The sequence below is a fragment of the Allofournierella massiliensis genome (genome assembly GCF_964241245.1).
In the GTDB taxonomy this organism is placed as follows: domain Bacteria; phylum Bacillota; class Clostridia; order Oscillospirales; family Ruminococcaceae; genus Allofournierella; species Allofournierella massiliensis.
In genome coordinates this window covers 65,850-81,738 of sequence record NZ_CAXSWZ010000010.1, presented here as the reverse complement: position 1 = coordinate 81,738, position 15,889 = coordinate 65,850, and the positions used below count along the sequence as shown (strand labels likewise).

The window sequence follows — 15,889 nt, the reverse complement described above, 5'->3', positions numbered from 1 at the left end:
CAGCGCGTCCAGTCTGCGCCGAAACTGCTTTGCAGCCCCGGCTGCCCCGCGCCGCTTTCAGGAACGCTCAAACACGGATTTGTCCAGCGCCTTGTTCTGATGGGCCACAATGGTGGTGCACACCGCGTCGCCGGTGATGTTCACCGCGGTGCGGGTCATATCCAGAATGCGGTCGATGCCCATGATCAGGCCGATGGCCTCCACCGGCAGACCCACCGAGTTGAACACCATGGTCAGGGTAACCAGACCAACGCTGGGCACGCCCGCCGTGCCCACCGACGCCAGGGTGGCAGTGCCGATCACGGTGATATAATCCATCATATCCAGATGGATGCCGAAGGCCTGGGCCGCGAACACCACCGCCACGCCCTGCATGATGGAGGTGCCGTCCATGTTGATGGTGGCACCCAGAGGGATGGTGAAGGAGGAGATTCGCTTGGACACACCCATCTTTTTGGCCAGCGTATCAATGGACAGAGGAATGGTGGCATTGGAGGTGGCCGTGGAGAAGGCAAAGGCCATGACCGGGAAGAAGTTCTTGATGAACTTGATGGGGTTCAGCCCGGTGAACAGCTTCAGCATGCTCAGGTAGACCACAAAGCACTGGATGCCCAGCGCCAGGAACACCGCCACCATGTATTTTGCCAGCGGCAGAAAGGCGCTGAAGCCGATGGTGGCAAAGGTGCGGGAGATCAGGCAGAACACGCCCACCGGAGCCAGCGACATAACCATCATGGTCATTTCCATCATCACGTCGTTGAACTGGCTGAAAAAGCTGCCCACGGTTTCGGCCCGCTCGCCCAGCTTCGCCAGAATCACGCCCACAATCAGGGCGAACAGAATGATCTGCAGCATCTCGCCCTTGGCCAGCGCGCCGATGGGATTGTCCGGAATGATGTTGAGCAGCGTCTCGGTGAGCGATGTGGCCTGCATGCTTTCCACCTGGGTATTGGTGCTCTGCAGCACGCTCAGATCCAGCCCCACGCCGGGGTTCAGCAGGTTGCCCACCAACAGGGCCACCGTGACCGCGCAGGCGGTGGTGCACAGGTAGAAGATCAGACTGCGCACACCCACGGTACCCAGCTTTTTGGTATCACCGATGGACATGCTGCCGCACACGATGGAGCAGAACACCAGCGGCACCACCAGCATTTTCATCAGCCGGATGAAGCCCTGGCCCACCACATACAGCACGCCCTCCACAAGAATATCATTCTTGAAGGAGCCGTCCGGCACCAGATAGCACAGTGCCACGCCAAAGATAACACCCGCCAGCAGTGCAATGAAAATGCGGGTGGTCAAACCCATCTTTTTTGTTTTCTTCAAGCCGCGCTCCATCTCAGCCCTCCCTTTCGTTCAGATATTCCGTCAGCGATGCCTGCCAGTCGGGCATCTCGTACAGATCAATGATCCGCAAAATGAAATTGTCCAGCACAGCGTAAGCCGGGCGGGCCAGATAATGCTCGGCCTCGCCGGTGGCCGCGGCGCGCAGCTGCCCCTGCAGCCCTGCCTGACGCAGGATCTCCCGGGCAAACTCGTACCGGCTGCACACGCCCTTGCAGGTGGCATGATAGGTACCGTACTCGTTGGTGTGGATCAGATGCAGAATCAGCCGGGCCAGATCCTTTGCGCTGGTGGGGCTGCCGTACTGATCCTGAGGCACGCTCAGGCTTTCGCCCTGCCGGGCCGCGGCCAGCACCCCGTTCACAAAGTTGTTGCCCTTTCCGTACACCCAGCTGCTGCGGAGGATGAAATGCTTGTGGGTGAACTCCTTCACATAGTTCTCGCCCGCCCGCTTGGACGCACCGTATACGGTCTGGGGATTGGTATCGTCGAATTCACTGTAAGGCTTTTCGGCATGGCCGTCGAACACATCGTCGGTGGAGAGCTGAACCATCTTGGCACCCACCTTACGGGCCACCAGGCTCAGATTGCGCGCGCCCAGCGCATTGACCCGATAGGCCAGCTCCGGGTTCTGCTCACACAGGGCAATGTCGGTGATGGCCGCGCAGTTGATGATCACGTCCGGCCGGTTGATCTCGCCGAAGCTGAGCACCTCGTCGGTATTGGTAATATCCAGTTCAGCCCGGTCGGTGTTGAAGGTCTCCATTTCCAGAGGATCCAGGATTTCGTTTATCGCCGTGCCGATCTGGCCTTCCGCACCGGCTATCCATACTTTCAGCATCGCTAAGCTCCTTTCGCTGTTTGGTATGCGGGCCGCCTGCCCGCCTATTGTACACAATTATCGTATACAATCCTTTTTATTATAGCAACGGTTCTTTCTTCCTGTCAAATCAGGCTTTCCAACACTGCAGGCAGAAGGAGCCCGCCGTTAACCGGCGGGCTCCTTCTGCCTGTTATTCCGTTTCTTCCAGCGAAAGCGTAACGGTGACTGCTCCATCCCCCAGCAGTTCCTGCAGCCGGGCTTCATCCGCATCGTCGATGTGGCCCAGCCGGGTAAGGTTCCAGGAATTGGTATCGTAGTAGATCACAAAGGAGCTGCCCTGATACAGAATAAGATCCCCGGGGCCGGTGACCATCTGCTCATTGTTCTGAGGCAGTGAGGTACCCAGCGGGCCCACCTTTTCCATGCCCGCGTAATCCTCCAGCGTAAGGGTGAGCGGCCCCTCCTCCAGCAGCTCGGCCAGTGCCCGGGCGGAGCTGTTGTCCGCCAGAGTGGCCGTGAGCGTTGTATCACCGATTTGCAGATTCATTCCGGTTGCCTCCTCCTGTGTTTCCGATTCCACCGGCTCCGGCGTGGGAGCCGGTTCCGGCTGGCTCTGGACACTTTGTGCACTTTGTACGACCGGTTCCGATGCGGTATCCGCAGCGGGCGCAGACTGCGCGCAGCCGCAGAGCAGCGCACACAGGACTGCCGCAAGCAGCGCCTTTCCCCGGATTTTTTCGCCCCATCGCTTCATGCCTGTTTCCTCCTCCGGCGCCGCTTTACCGACCGCTGAACACCGGGAAGATGCTGAATTCCCCGTAATCCCGGATCGGCGGCAGCTGATTCAGCCGCTGCATATCCTCCGCCGAAATCTCGAAGTCCACCATTGCGTTTTCCGCCAGATGGGCCCGGTTCGCAGTTTTGGGCAGGGGCAGCATACCCAGCTGAAGGGTGTAACGGATGCACAACCGGGCGGCGGTGACGCCGTATTTCTTCGCCATGGCCACAACCTCGGGGTGATTCAGAATCTGGCCGTGAGCCACCGGGGAATACGCCTCCACCAGAATGTTCTTTTCCCGGCAGTAGTCCGCCAGCTCAAAGGGCAGGTTGCCGATGTGGGCCAGCACCTGATTTACCATGGGCGCCACACGGCAGCCGGCCAGCAGGTTTTCCAGATCCGCCTGCAAAAAGTTGGACACACCAATGGCCCGCAGCTTGCCGGCCTGATACGCATCCTCCAGCGCCCGCCAGGCTTCCCGGTTGCCAGTAAAACAGGGGTCCGCCCCGCGGAAATCCGCCCAGGGCTGGGGGCTGTGAATGAGCATCAGATCGATGTAATCCAGCTGCATGGCGTTCAGGGAGCCTTCGATGGCCTTCACGGCCTCGTCGTAGGTTTTGATCTCGGCGGCCAGCTTGGTGGTCACGAACAGCTGCTCACGGCTCAGCCCGCAGCTGCGCACGCCAAGGCCCACGCCCGCCTCATTTTCATAGGCCTGCGCGGTGTCGACGTGGCGGTAGCCAAACTCCACCGCATCCCGCACCACCTGAGCCGCGTTTGCATTCTCAATGAACCAGGTGCCCAGACCCAGCCTGGGGATCTGCACGCCGTTGGAAAGGATATAGTATTCCGATCGAATCATGGTGTTCTCCTTTTTCTGTTTCGCGTCATGCGCAGTGGCTGCCCGCCGGGCTCTGGATGCAGATTTCCGCCTTGGCAGCAGGGTCATCCCGAACAATTTCCCCCACCTGAGGAACCTGAATCCGGCCCTGATAGGGATTTTTGATGCTGATCAGCGGTGCGGTGAGCTCTGCCTGCACCTCGCTCTTTTCAAAGGCAAGGTCTGCTTCGTCCATCCGACAGTTGATAAGCCGCAGCCCCTTGCAGTAGCACAGCGGCTGGGTGCCGATGATGTGGCAGTTTTCAAAGGTGACGTTCTCGCAGTACCAGGCCAGATACTCGCCCTTGACCACGCTGTTTTTCACCACCACATTTTTTGCATGCCAGAAGGCGTCCTTCGTGTCGAAGCGGCAGTTGTCGAACACCGCGTCCTCAATGTACTGGAAGGAGTATTTGCCCTGAAAGGTCACGTCGGTGAAGTGCAGTACCCGGGAGCGCATCATGAAATATTCGCTTTGGGCGGTGCAGCGGTTCATGGTGATGCCATCCACCGACCAGCCGAATTCCGGCGAGACAATGTCGCAGTCCTCCATGGTCACATCGGCGCATTCCCGCAGCGCCTTGATGCCGTGGAGCCTGCTCTGGCGAATGGTAATGCTGCTGAAATACCACAGTGCCGCCCGGCAGTTTTCGGTGAGCTCGCAGCCGGTAATCGTCAGGTTCCGGTCGTGCCAGAAGGGGTAGCGCAGATCAAAAAAGCTGTTTTCCACCCGGATATTCCGCCCCTCTTTAAAGGCGCTTTCGCCATCCGCCGGGCCCTGAAAGGCGCAATCCATCACACAAAGATCCTGTTTGCCATAAAGAGCGCGTTCCTGATCGAAACGCTGCCCACGAATCGTTTCCATATCGTATTCCTCCATTTTTCCATGGGTCAGATTGGCTTGTTTGCCCTGATCTGATGTACCAGATAATCCAGGCAGGTAATCTGGCGTTCCTTTTTATGGACCTGCTCCAGAAGGAGCGCACGCTGCTTTTCCAGCAGGCGCAGCTCTTCCGCCTTCTCGCCCTGCTGCCGGCAGCACAGGAGCTGCTGGATCAGCTGTGGACCGCAGCCCGCCGCCCGCAGTGCCTGCGCCCATGCCTGGCAGTCTGCCTGTGTATCCATCGCCTCATCTCCCGCTTTGTATCTGCTTTTTGTTGTTTTCTGCCCTCAGTATACTCCCCTGCCATTCACATAGCAAATACTTATTTGTTATGCCTTATCATTCGTATTTTCTATACTTAAAGCCCGCATGTTTCCATGCGGCAGCTGCGTTCCATACCTTTTATGGCAAAAAATGCCCCGGCCATGGGCGATGCACGCAGGCCGGGGCTTGTTCTGTTTTTTGTTCTGCAGGCCGGGCGTTATTCCTCCTGCGCGAGGGTGGTCTCCGCAGCCAGCATCAGCAGGCGGATGAACTCCTGCTTTTCCTGCGCGGTCATCCTCTGGGTCATCTGGGCAAGGCCGTCGTCGATCTGCTGCTGGATAAACGGGTAGACCTGCCACGCCTTTTCGGTGGGAAGGATGTTATAGGTTCGCTTGTCTTTTGGGTTTTGCTCCCGCACAAGGAACCCGGTCTCCTCCAGTTTGTTCACCGTTTTCGCAATCACACTTTTGTCCAGCGAAAGTCGTTTGGTGATTTCGTCCTGCGTGAGTGTTTTAAAATCACAGACAATCAGAATCACCACCGCCTGGGCAGCAGTCAGATCATAACGGGCGCAGCTGTTGTTCAGCCAGATGTGAGATTTGCGATACAAAATCGAAATTGCCTTGAAGGGGCTGTCGGCAATGTTGGGCATAACATGGGCCTCCTGATTCCGTTTTTGTTATTATAGCCCGATCTGGTGGCATTTGCAACCAGTTATTGACGCGGCGCATTTCTCGTGTTATTCTATAAATGGTGGCAATTGCCACCATTTTAAATTATGCAAAGGAGCTTTTCCATGAAATCGAGTGAAAAAATCTGGAATCGGCGGTTCATTCTGCTGTTCATAACGAACCTGCTGGTTCTGGCCGCGTTTTATGCGTCCATCCCCATCATCCCCATTTATTGCCAGGAAATCGGCATCACCGGCTCCAAGGTGCGCATTGTGCTCACCGCCATGTCGGTGGCAACCATCCTGTTCCGCCCGGTGGCCGGTTATCTGCTGGACAACTTCAACCGTTATCGGGTGTATCTGGTATTTCTGGCGCTGTTCTGCCTTTCCTTCCCGGCGTTTCTCGCCTTCCCGCTGTTCGGCGCGCTGATCGTGATCCGGCTGTATATGGGCGCGGTGTACTCGGTGTGTGGCTCCGCCACCATGACGCTGGCCGGCGATGTGCTGCCCGCCGCCAAAATCACCGAGGGCATCAGCCGGTTCGCCTTCACCGTACCCATCGGCATGGCGGTGGGCCCCTATGTGGGCCTGCAGGTGCAGAGCCACATGAGCAGCGCCGCCTCCTTCTGGACCATCTTCGGCATCACCGTGGCGGCGCTGGTGTGCGTATCCTGCTGCCGCATCCGCTACCCCAAGGTAGAGCGGAAAAAGTTCTCCATCCGGGACACCATCTATGGCCCGGCGCTGCCCTTCATGTTTAACATGATGTTTCTGATGATCCCCTACGGCGCGGTGATCGCCTATTCCTCCATCTTTGCACAGGAAAAGGGGCTCTCCGCCTTCCTGCCCTACTTCTACATCTTCCTTGTGGCGGGCATGCTGGTATCCAAACTGTCCACCCAGAAGATGATTGACGCAGGGCATCACCGGGTACTGGTGTACCTCAGTCTGGCGGTGCTGATCCTGACCATGCTCAGCTATCTGTTCCTGAACAGCGGCGTCCATCTGCTGGCCGCCGGCTTCTTCTTTGGGCTTGGCTACGGCATTTTGCAGCCGCTGTTTCAGTCCTTCGTCACCGGAACCACCCCGGCACCCCAGCGGGGCGTGGCCAACGCCACCTACATGCTTTCCTACGATGTGGGCATCGGCATCGGTTCGCTGCTGATGGGCTTCATACAGGAGAGCATCGGCCTGCCCCTGGGCTTCGCCCTTACCGCCATTGCCTACGCCATCGGCGGTGTGGTCTACCTGTGTTATGTGGACGGTTACTCTCGCCGTTTGCATAAATCCTGAGCTTTCCCCATTCCTTCCTATCGAAAAAGACCCGGCTGATTTTCAGCCGGGTCTTTTTCATTGCGTCCCCCTCGTTTTGGGGCATCGCCTTGTATTGTTCGCTCAATCCTCCGGCTCCTGCCGGTACCCTGCAAACCGGGCTTCGCTGCATTCGCTGCCGTCCCGATCCCGGAAGATCTGGAAATAATCATTCTCCTCCGGCTGGCGGTACACAAAGCCCATGCGGCAGCTCTGAGCCACAAACACCGCTTCCAGCACGCCCTGCGGCCCCTCCTCCGGGGTGTGGGTCAGCCAGTCGCCGCTGTCCAGCCGATCTTTGAACCATTGCAGCCAGTCCGCGCTCAGCTTGGACAGACCGGCCTCGTTCATCCGGAAGGAAACCACCACCTGCCGCTCCCCGACGGGATAGGGGAACTGGCAATCGGGATCGTTTCTGGTGTAGCCGTACTGCTCCGGGCGGAACATCCGGTAAAACGCCGCAAGGCCTGCTTCGTTCACGGTGACGCAGGCAATGGCATTCTGCTTTTCCTCTGCGTCCGCGTCGTTTCCTGCCTGCAACAAAGAGTCCGCCTCCGGGTTGATCCAGTGGCACAGCATCTGTTCCAGCGTGGCGCCCGCGCGAATCTCCTGCTCCAGCGTCAGGAATTCGTAATCCCCCGGCACCAGGGCAAGGCCCTGTTTCACCGCCTGCAATGCGCCGGCCGGATCGCCAAAATGGGCCCGCAGCTTGCCCACCTGCAGCCAGATCCAGGGGTAGTCCGGCTCTTCCCGTGCGCCCCGTTCCGCATATTCCAGCGCTTCCTCCAGCCGGTTGCAGTACATCAGCGTCACCGAATAGCGGTAATACCAGGTACCGCAGCCGGCGGCGTTCCGTTCCGAGTCCTTCATCCACTGGGCAGCCCGGTAATAATACAGATATTCGTCCAGATTGGTGCAGGCGTAGGCATACCAGAGGGCGATCTGCAAATCCCGCCGGGCCTGCTTTTCGGTGAATCTGCCTTCCTCCACACCAGTTTCCACAAACTCCTGCAGCCAGTGGAGCATCTTGCCATAATAGCCGGTGTTATCCTCCACAAAGGACTCCAGCGTTTCGATGTTTTCTGCCGAGAGCAGCGAGCCCGTTTCCGGGCAGATTTCCGGTTCCTTTTCCTCTTCCCGGTTCACCAGCGTCACACCGCCCACATCACGGCGGAAGCTGTGAAACTGCGCCCAGGGAATGCCGCTCTGCTCCAGAAAATCCTGCCCCGCCTGCAAAACCGCGTGCAGGTCCCAGCCGATAAAATCCAGATAGCCGCAATACAGGCCGGTGGCTCCGCCCAGGAAGGTCACCACGTCCTCCCCGGCCTGTTCATATACCGCATCCTCCAGCGCATCCCGGAAATCCAGCGCCTTTTCGGTGGCATTTTCCCCGCCAAAGCCCTGAATGGGATACAGAAAGAACCCCGCCGCAATGCCATTCCGATGATAGTCGTCCACCGTTGCGGAGCGGGCGCTCAGGTAGTCGTTGATCAGGGCCGGCAGGCAGGTGGTGCCCGCCACCACATCCAGCCGCCAGTCCGCACTCGGATCCTCCACCGGCTCCAGCTCGTAGGAAAGATAGCTGGCATCCAGATATTCCGCCGCATCTGACCAGAGGCGAAGCCCCATGCGCCGGAGCGCTTGCGGCAGCTCCGCCAGCAAAACGGGCGGCTCATCCTTCGGCGCGGTGTAAACCTCCATCCCGCCAATCAGAGCAATGGCGGCCACCTCGCCCAGCGTCTGATCCGTGAGGGCGGAAAGCATCCACCAGACCTGATCGGAATCGGTTTCCAGCAGGGGCAGAAGCTTCTCGCAGAACAGCGTTAGCCGAACCTGACCGTTGTGGATGGGCTCCAGCCAGACCTGCACGTCCCGGGCGCTCACCTGCTGCCCGCCGCAATCCAGCGTAAAGTCCGCATCCGCCGGCTGCCGCCCCACCCAGATGTTCCAGTGTTCCAGCACCGATGCCGGGGCATGCTGCTGGAAATAGACCAGCGGAAACAGGCGGGACCGGTTGCCTTCCGGGCTGAGAATCAGCTCGTACTTTTCGCCGTTAAACCCCAGCTCAAAGGCCACATCCTTCAGCGCGATTTCCAGCGGCCTGCGGCATTTTGCAAGAATTTCCCCGCCCTTTTCCCGTAGCGTGTCCGCTTCAATCATGGTCCGCAGCTCCGCTTCGATCCCCTCGAACACGGCCCAGGCCTGCCGGGTGCGCTGCCGGAAGGTTTTCTCGAACCGGGGCAGCGTCAGCCGGTCCATGCAATCGTCGATGTATTCCTGCGTGTCCTCGTCGCCGGGGCGGGCCTCCAGTGCCTTTTTGAAGTAGTAGAGCGCCGGGCCCTCTTCGTCCAGATAGTAATAGGCAGAAGCAATGCGGTAGTTCCAGCAGTGGTCTTTTTCAAAGTATTCCTCATGAGGTCTGAGCAGCTCCAGCGCCTTTTGATACAGCTCCCGCTGCCCCTCGCCCGCAAGGCCGTTGTAAGCCCGGCCCAGCTCGCTGTCCATTTCCGGGGTGCGCTGCCCGGCCGGAATGGCTTCCAGCGTGTCCACAATGGCCTGATAGTCGCCCTGTTCACACCAGAGCTGGCACTGTTCCAACAATTCCATAGGGGGTTTCCTCCTTTTCTGAACAAAAAAAGCCCCGCGTATCACCGCCGCACAGGCGGAGAGACACAGGGTAAAAAAGCCGCAGAAAACCAGAAGCTCTGCATTCCATGCCATGCAAAGCGGTTTTCCATCTCGTTCACAAATCCGTTGGCACAGCTGTGCCGGGGCTGGGATCGTTTCATAACAACCTCATCCTTCCCGGAATTCCTCATCCGGAATGCACCGGGGCGTTTTCTGTTCTTTGCGGGCCTGCTCCATGGAATCCACAATGGCCCTGATCTGGAACTCCACCATATCCCCGGCAATTTCCGGGAACAGAAAGGGCATTCCCTCCGGCATGGCCCGGTACACCATCATCATGGTCAGGGCCATATTACCGAACAGGCGGGGATCCACCCGTTCCACCGGGACTTCAAAAACGGTCAGCAGCTGGCTGTAAAACCAGAGCTGCCTTTGCTGGAAGGCCCGGTAATGCTCCGGGGTAAGGCAGCGGAAGATCGCCTGCTCCTCCTCAATGGAAAGCACCGCCACATTTTCCTGCCGGCCATAGCAGCAGCTGCGAAGAAACCGTTCCACCCCTTGCCGCCAGCTGAGCGCCGGATCCTCCATCAGGCTTTGGGCATAGTGCAGCAACCGCGGCTGCTGGTGGCAGAGCGCCTGCAGCACCAGCTCTTCCTTGGAGGGAAAGAAGGTATAGAAAAAGGTTTTGGAGATGCCCACCTCACGGCACAGGCTGTCCACGCTGGTGTGGATCAGGCCGTTTTGGGCAATGCACCGCAGCACGGTGGCCAGAAGGGCCTGCCGGATTTCTTCCCGCTCCTGAGAGGAATAGGATTTACGCGCCACGGTTTCACCTCCCCATACCAATAAAGAACAAATTCACAAAATAGTCTTTATCCATATTATATTCCTGCATGATAGGAATTACAAGCCTGTTCCCTGTGCCAAATTCCAGCAGCATAAAAAATTTTGCTTTTTCTCTTGACTTTACCGTACCGTCAACGGTTATGCTTGTTCACAGGGAGGGATTTTCATGGAATATTCCATTCAGGAACTGGCGAAGCTGGCCGGGGTGACCACCCGCACCCTGCGCTGGTACGACCAGATCGGCCTGCTGAAGCCCGGCCGGGTGGCCGAAAGCGGCTACCGCTACTACGGCGACGCTCAGGTGGACCGCCTGCAGGACATTCTTTATTACCGCGCCCTCGGGGTGGAGCTGGCGCAGATCAGAGAATGTCTGGATGACCCCGCCTTCGATCGGCTTGCCGCGCTGCGCAGCCATCTTGCCGCACTGGAGACAGAAAAGGAACGGCTGGACGGGCTGATCCGCTCGGTAAAAGCCACCATCCACGCAGAGGAAAGGAATGAGACGATGAACGACGAACAGAAATTTGAATGCTTTAAAAAGCAGGCTGTGGCGGAAAACGAAACACGCTACGGAAAAGAGATCCGGGAAAAATACGGCGACGAACAGGTAGATCAGGCCAACGCCGCCATGATGGGCATGAGCCGGGAGCAGCACAGCACCTGGACCGAGCTGGGCGAAACAATCCAGCAAAAGCTGGAGGAAGCGGTGCGCTCCGGCTGCTCGCCGGAAAGTGAAGAAGGCAAGCTCATTGCCCAGCTTCACCGCCAGTGGCTCACCCTCACCGGTACGCCCTATACCCCGGCCAAACACCGGGGCATTGCAGAGCTCTATGTGCTGGACGAACGGTTTACCGCCTATTACGACAAACAGCTGCCCGGCTGCGCCCGTTTCCTGCGGGACGCGGTCGTCTGCTGGATCAAGTAAATGACAAAGGGGCTCCCGGCAAACCTCCGGGAGCCCCTTTTGCATTTTTTACAGGATTTTCCGCACCGGGTGGCGAATCACGGTTTTCAGCCGTTCCGGCTTGCAGCGCCGCACATCGCTCAGGTAGATCTCGTGGTGGAACCGTTCCTGCCCGAAGTCCTCCGCATAGCCCTGCTCCTGTGCGTACCGCTGCATGGCAGCCACGGTGGCGGGTTCTTCATCGTAGGGGCCGATGTGCATGCACTGGACGCAAAGCCCCTCCTCCCAATGGAAAAACTCCACCGGGGAAAAATCCTGCTGTTTTTTCTCCGTCGCTTCCCGGATGGCCCAGTCAAAGACCTCGCGGGTAACGAACCCCGGCAGGCGGATGAGCGAAATCCACCGGAAATCCTGCTTGCGGGAATAGTCTACCCCGTGCAGGCCCTCCTGCCACCACAGGCCTTCCAGCGGCGGAACCACATAATCGAAGTAGCCTTCCAGTTTGTGCCCGCCCTTTTTGCTCATCTTGATGGTAAACGCCACCGCATACAGCAGCCCGATGGCCTGTTTGTATGCGCCATCCTCCTGATTGGGGTCGCCCTCACCCCGCACGGCAAGAAAATCCATGGCTGGCACCGTGACGATTCCCGGCGTTTTGGGCGGCAGATAAAACTCCTTATATTCTTTTTTGTAGTCAAAGGGCATGGTCATTTCCTCCGTTTCTTTGTCGGCTGCTGCCTTAATCCATCACAGGTGATCTGCACAAGCGCGGTGAGCCGTTCCCGGTCATCCACATCCTCCACAAGGAAACTGTCCCGTGCGCCCGGATAGGGCGGCGCCTTGGGCAGATCCGGAAACGCCGCCTCTCCCTGTGGCGTGATCTTCACAAACAGCTGGTCATCGCAGATTACTGCAAAAAACACACCGTCGCAGTAAAGGCCGTATTCTCCAAACATCTTTTTGCTGCGGATGCTGCCCGCCTGCTGCATCTGCTCCGCCACATATTCCACAAAGTCTGCCCGAGATGCCATCGTTCAATTCCTCCGTTCATATTTCTGCTGCAACCGGCGCCCCAACTGCGCCAGCTTTTCCCGCAGCTGGGGCGGCTCCAGCAGTTCTGCCCCGTCGCCAAAGGTCAGAATCCAGCTGAGCGCACTGGCTTCATCCGGGAAAAAGCCTTCAAAGCGCAGCAGACCGTCCGGCTGCTGCGTAAAGCTGTCCGCGCCGTATTCCTCCACCAGCCGCCACTGGTGTTCCGGCTGAAACACCACCGTTACCGGATACCGGGGCGGAAAAATCCGCTCGGCACGCAGATCCGGACGCGGGGCCGGACGCGGAACAAAGGGTTCCCCGGTGGCAAGGTCGGTCATCCGACCCAGCTTGAACAGACGGAAATCCTGCCGGGTCAAACACCAGCCCCACACATACCAGGCCGACCAGTGGAAAATCAGATAATAGGGTTCAATGGTTCTTGTGGATTTCCCCTTGGGTGAGAAATACATGAATCGAATGGTCTGCCCCTGCGCAATCGCTGCCTGAATGCACTCGATTTTGGGCGCAAGACTGCTTTTGTACCAGGAAGAAAGATCAATGAGCATACAGGCCCCGCCGGGCAGCAGCTCCCCCGCCCCTGCCGAGAGCTTTTCCATCAGCCGGGCATACTGCCGGTTGCCGCTGACGCTGTCCAGACTGCGCAGCCCCGCCAGAATGGCCTGCATTTCCGGCGTGGTGAGCAGGGTACGGTCCACCCGATAGCCTTCCATGATGGAGATGCCGCCCCCTGCGCCCTGGGTGGTCACCAGCGGAATTCCCGCACGGCACAGCGCGTCTATATCCCGCTGGATGGTTCGGCGGGAAACCTCAAACCGCCGGGCCAGCTCCGGCGCGGTGACCCGCTCCTGCTGAAGCAGAATGGACAAAATGCCGATCATTCGCTCCATCTTCACGACCCTTCCCCCCTTCCGATGCCTGTATTATAGCACAGGAAACGGACAGCTGTGTGTCATGTTTGCACCAAATGCTTCTGGAGACAGGAAAAGCTTCCTCCGAACCTTTTGCCATTTCGGAGGAAGCTTTTTTGGCGAAGCGGACACAGTCACCCTGCTCCGCTATCTTACTCTGCCGGTGTGGAAATTATTTTTTCTCCACCGGAATCCATACCTCGCAGTAGTATTCCTGATCCTGTGTGCCCTGTTCAAACCTGCTGGCGTCGCTGTACAGCTCCACGTTGATGCCGGCGGCAATCTTGTAATCCGGGTTCGTGGGCAGCCACTGGGAGAAAATCTGCTGGTTCAGCCCCTGCAATGCCTGGGGCATCCGCCCGGTGCAGGGAAACACCGCCCAGGTATGGGCCGGGATGGTGCGGGTGGTGAATCCGTCGGGAATCTCCCGGGCGGGGTCGTAATTGTCGGCAATGAGATACTCGAACTCGTTGCCGCCCATGCTCTCGTCCAGATTGATGCCATACATGCCGCACACCACCTCGCCGCCGCCCACGGCGAAATGCTCAGCCCAGAACCGGGGAACTGCCACCGCGCCGTCCTCATATCTGAATGTTTTCGCCCGGCACAGCACGGTGAATGCCTCTTTTTTCATGATTTTGCAATCCATGTTTTGACCACCTTCCAATGTCACTTTGATCCGAAGCGGAGCAAAGGAACGAACCGCGCCTCCGCTTTTTCGCAGTGCGGCGGGTGTGAGCCCATGGAAGCGGGCAAAGGCTTTGGTGAAGCTGTCCGGCGAATCGTATCCGAACTCCAGCGCGATGTCGATGATCTTCCGGTCCGTCGTGAGAACCTCCAGCCCGGCGACTGAAAGCCGGCGCTGGCGGATGTAGTCGCCCACCGTCATACCGCACAGCATGGCAAAGCCCTTTTGAAAGTAAAAGGGCGACAGAGCCGCCTGCTGCGCAATATCCCGGATGGTCAACTCCTCCCGGAGATGCTGCTCGATATACTGAATTGCCCGATGAATGCCTGTTACCCAATCCAGGTCACACCGTCCTTCTGGATTCAGCATACCGGAAAACAGCCCTCTTCGCCCGATTTTCCGTGCTCATTTCTGTCCGGCAGCCGGGCGCTTCAGGATGAACTCCTGCACCGGGCAGCCAAATTCTTCGGTCAGCCGCCCCTCGGAAAAGCCCAGATTTTTATAAAATGCACGGGCGGCGGCCCCGTTGGGGTCACTCTCCCGATAGGTGGTCACGGTAATGTCCTTGCCTTTCTCCATCCGGAGCAGCATAAAATGCACCAGCTTCTGGGCAATGTGCTGCCTGCGGCAGGCCGGGTTCACCGCCAGAAAGCAGAGCATGCTGTTTTCCTTCGAGAACAGCAGTGCGCCCAATATGCATCCCTCTTCTTCCGCGCAGACTGCGGAAGAGTTCTGGATAAAATTCAAAACAGTAGCCCGATGCTCCGCCATCGCCTCGGCAGTTTCCAGGCCCGGGAACGCATCCCGTACCTGTTCCACCAGCATCATCCAGCCGTCAATATCCGTTTCGTGGGCAAGTCTGATTTCCATAACCGGATTCCTTTCTCCTAAAATTACAGCGACGTTTGCCTCAGCAGTTCTCTTCGCAGATCATCCAGATATAACTTCTGCTGGCGTTTCAGATAGCCGGGTACAAAGGGATGCATCCACCAGCGTTTGGCGGTGACGGTTTCCGTGCAGGTCAACCGGGTTCCTCTCTCTGTTTTTTCAAAAACACCCTCCCAGCTGCCGGACATGTTCTCGTTCTCCATGGTGAAGGCCCAGAAACGAATTGGCTCGCAAGCCGTAACGACAAAGTTCGTGGTATAGCCGCTTTTGGTATGCTCCACAAAATGAACTTCATCCAGAACCTCCACCTGCGCAAGATCACTGCGCCAGGCGGTATGGGCGAGGTCGGTCACCGTATGCCACACCTGTTGCACCGGGCAGGAAAAATGAACAGTCACTTTGGAAGTCGCCATGGGATCACCCTTTCTTTGATTTCTTGTTCAGCTTCAAACTGATGCCCCGATGGTCCGCCGCCTCCTGCAGAAGCTCCACGGCGGCCAGTGCCCGCTCCTTAACGGGCTGCTCCGTCCGTTCCGGCTGGCTGGTCAGTGTGACCATCACGGTGCGCAAATCCTCCAGCGGCAAAAGGTACACCGCTGTGGTAAAAAGTGTTTTGCGGCGGCCGTCATTGTAGCCTTCCAGAAGCGCGTCCAGAATGGTACGCTTTTCCTCCAACCGTTCAAGATATACTTCCAGCCCCAGCTCCCGGGCGCTGGCAATGTCCTGCGTCCGGTTCCGGTGCGGGACAAAGGAATCCCCGTCATCGAAGCTCTCGTAACGGGAGCACGGATATTCCGGGCACTCCCAGCAGAACTGGATGCCGCCATGCTCCAGCGAGCATCTGGCCAGTGCACAGCTCTGGTTGCCCGCCCCACCGCCGCAGCCGGGACAGTAGCCGCCCAGCCGCATGGAACACAGGGCGCAGTTCAGCCCACACAGAGAGAATCGGGTTTCTGCACGGGTAAAGCCTTTCATGTTGCTGCCTCCAGATTCTTGTTTCACAAATGCCGGAACGCGTTTT

At 58.2% G+C, this 15,889-nt stretch carries 18 protein-coding genes; 2 read left to right on the top strand and 16 right to left on the bottom strand.

What is annotated here, in order from left to right:
• Positions 1-57 precede the first annotated feature (57 nt).
• The 7 genes from ACESYO_RS07215 to ACESYO_RS07185 all read right to left on the bottom strand — a co-directional run bounded on the left by ACESYO_RS07215 (position 58) and on the right by ACESYO_RS07185 (position 5,624).
• Positions 58-1,308 (bottom strand): dicarboxylate/amino acid:cation symporter, encoded by a 1,251-nt coding sequence (locus tag ACESYO_RS07215; RefSeq protein ID WP_346769756.1) that lies wholly within the window; start codon positions 1,306-1,308, stop codon positions 58-60.
• Positions 1,309-1,339: 31 nt separating this feature from the next.
• Positions 1,340-2,185 carry a dTDP-4-dehydrorhamnose reductase gene (rfbD, locus tag ACESYO_RS07210; protein WP_058965188.1) on the bottom strand — a complete coding sequence of 282 codons (846 nt, stop codon included), beginning with the start codon at positions 2,183-2,185 and terminating at the stop codon, positions 1,340-1,342.
• A 172-nt stretch (positions 2,186-2,357) separates the two neighbouring features.
• Positions 2,358-2,921, bottom strand: a complete 564-nt coding sequence (locus ACESYO_RS07205; protein ID WP_373209648.1) for a cyclophilin-like fold protein — start codon at positions 2,919-2,921, stop codon at positions 2,358-2,360.
• A gap of 25 nt (positions 2,922-2,946) precedes the next feature.
• On the bottom strand, positions 2,947-3,807 hold the full coding sequence (locus ACESYO_RS07200; protein ID WP_373209649.1) for an aldo/keto reductase: 861 nt from the start codon (positions 3,805-3,807) through the stop codon (positions 2,947-2,949).
• 25 nt (positions 3,808-3,832) lie between these two features.
• A complete protein-coding gene (locus tag ACESYO_RS07195; RefSeq protein WP_373211228.1) occupies positions 3,833-4,705 on the bottom strand; it encodes a DUF3737 family protein in 873 nt (290 codons plus the stop codon).
• Positions 4,706-4,716: 11 nt separating this feature from the next.
• Entirely contained in the window at positions 4,717-4,950 is a 234-nt protein-coding gene (locus ACESYO_RS07190; protein ID WP_058965192.1) for a hypothetical protein, read from the bottom strand.
• A gap of 239 nt (positions 4,951-5,189) precedes the next feature.
• Positions 5,190-5,624, bottom strand: a complete 435-nt coding sequence (locus ACESYO_RS07185; protein ID WP_283128355.1) for a MarR family winged helix-turn-helix transcriptional regulator — start codon at positions 5,622-5,624, stop codon at positions 5,190-5,192.
• Positions 5,625-5,768: 144 nt separating this feature from the next.
• On the opposite strand from ACESYO_RS07185, the gene ACESYO_RS07180 reads away from it, so the two are divergent.
• Positions 5,769-6,935: an MFS transporter gene (locus ACESYO_RS07180; protein ID WP_373209651.1), complete on the top strand. Its 1,167-nt coding sequence runs from the start codon at positions 5,769-5,771 to the stop codon at positions 6,933-6,935.
• A gap of 102 nt (positions 6,936-7,037) precedes the next feature.
• Here ACESYO_RS07180 and ACESYO_RS07175 read toward each other — a convergent pair whose 3' ends face one another.
• Complete coding sequence (locus tag ACESYO_RS07175) at positions 7,038-9,560, bottom strand: tetratricopeptide repeat protein (RefSeq protein ID WP_373209652.1); 2,523 nt, start codon at positions 9,558-9,560, stop codon at positions 7,038-7,040.
• 189 nt (positions 9,561-9,749) lie between these two features.
• Positions 9,750-10,406 carry a TetR/AcrR family transcriptional regulator gene (locus ACESYO_RS07170; RefSeq protein ID WP_346671667.1) on the bottom strand — a complete coding sequence of 219 codons (657 nt, stop codon included), beginning with the start codon at positions 10,404-10,406 and terminating at the stop codon, positions 9,750-9,752.
• Between the two features lie 187 nt (positions 10,407-10,593).
• On the opposite strand from ACESYO_RS07170, the gene ACESYO_RS07165 reads away from it, so the two are divergent.
• Complete coding sequence (locus ACESYO_RS07165; RefSeq protein ID WP_346671668.1) at positions 10,594-11,352, top strand: MerR family transcriptional regulator; 759 nt, start codon at positions 10,594-10,596, stop codon at positions 11,350-11,352.
• A 48-nt stretch (positions 11,353-11,400) separates the two neighbouring features.
• Here the strand turns inward: ACESYO_RS07165 and ACESYO_RS07160 are convergent, their stop codons facing one another.
• The 7 genes from ACESYO_RS07160 to ACESYO_RS07130 form a co-directional block, all read right to left on the bottom strand.
• Positions 11,401-12,036 (bottom strand): GyrI-like domain-containing protein, encoded by a 636-nt coding sequence (locus tag ACESYO_RS07160; protein WP_346671673.1) that lies wholly within the window; start codon positions 12,034-12,036, stop codon positions 11,401-11,403.
• A 2-nt stretch (positions 12,037-12,038) separates the two neighbouring features.
• Complete coding sequence (locus ACESYO_RS07155; protein ID WP_058965198.1) at positions 12,039-12,362, bottom strand: TfoX/Sxy family protein; 324 nt, start codon at positions 12,360-12,362, stop codon at positions 12,039-12,041.
• 3 nt (positions 12,363-12,365) lie between these two features.
• On the bottom strand, positions 12,366-13,277 hold the full coding sequence (locus ACESYO_RS07150) for a helix-turn-helix transcriptional regulator (RefSeq protein WP_058965199.1): 912 nt from the start codon (positions 13,275-13,277) through the stop codon (positions 12,366-12,368).
• A gap of 187 nt (positions 13,278-13,464) precedes the next feature.
• Positions 13,465-14,322, bottom strand: a complete 858-nt coding sequence (locus ACESYO_RS07145; protein WP_346671674.1) for an AraC family transcriptional regulator — start codon at positions 14,320-14,322, stop codon at positions 13,465-13,467.
• Positions 14,323-14,385: 63 nt separating this feature from the next.
• Positions 14,386-14,850: a GNAT family N-acetyltransferase gene (locus tag ACESYO_RS07140; protein WP_346671669.1), complete on the bottom strand. Its 465-nt coding sequence runs from the start codon at positions 14,848-14,850 to the stop codon at positions 14,386-14,388.
• A gap of 23 nt (positions 14,851-14,873) precedes the next feature.
• Positions 14,874-15,281 carry an SRPBCC family protein gene (locus ACESYO_RS07135; RefSeq protein ID WP_058965202.1) on the bottom strand — a complete coding sequence of 136 codons (408 nt, stop codon included), beginning with the start codon at positions 15,279-15,281 and terminating at the stop codon, positions 14,874-14,876.
• 4 nt (positions 15,282-15,285) lie between these two features.
• On the bottom strand, positions 15,286-15,843 hold the full coding sequence (locus ACESYO_RS07130) for a DUF3795 domain-containing protein (RefSeq protein WP_346671670.1): 558 nt from the start codon (positions 15,841-15,843) through the stop codon (positions 15,286-15,288).
• Positions 15,844-15,889: the final 46 nt, after the last annotated feature.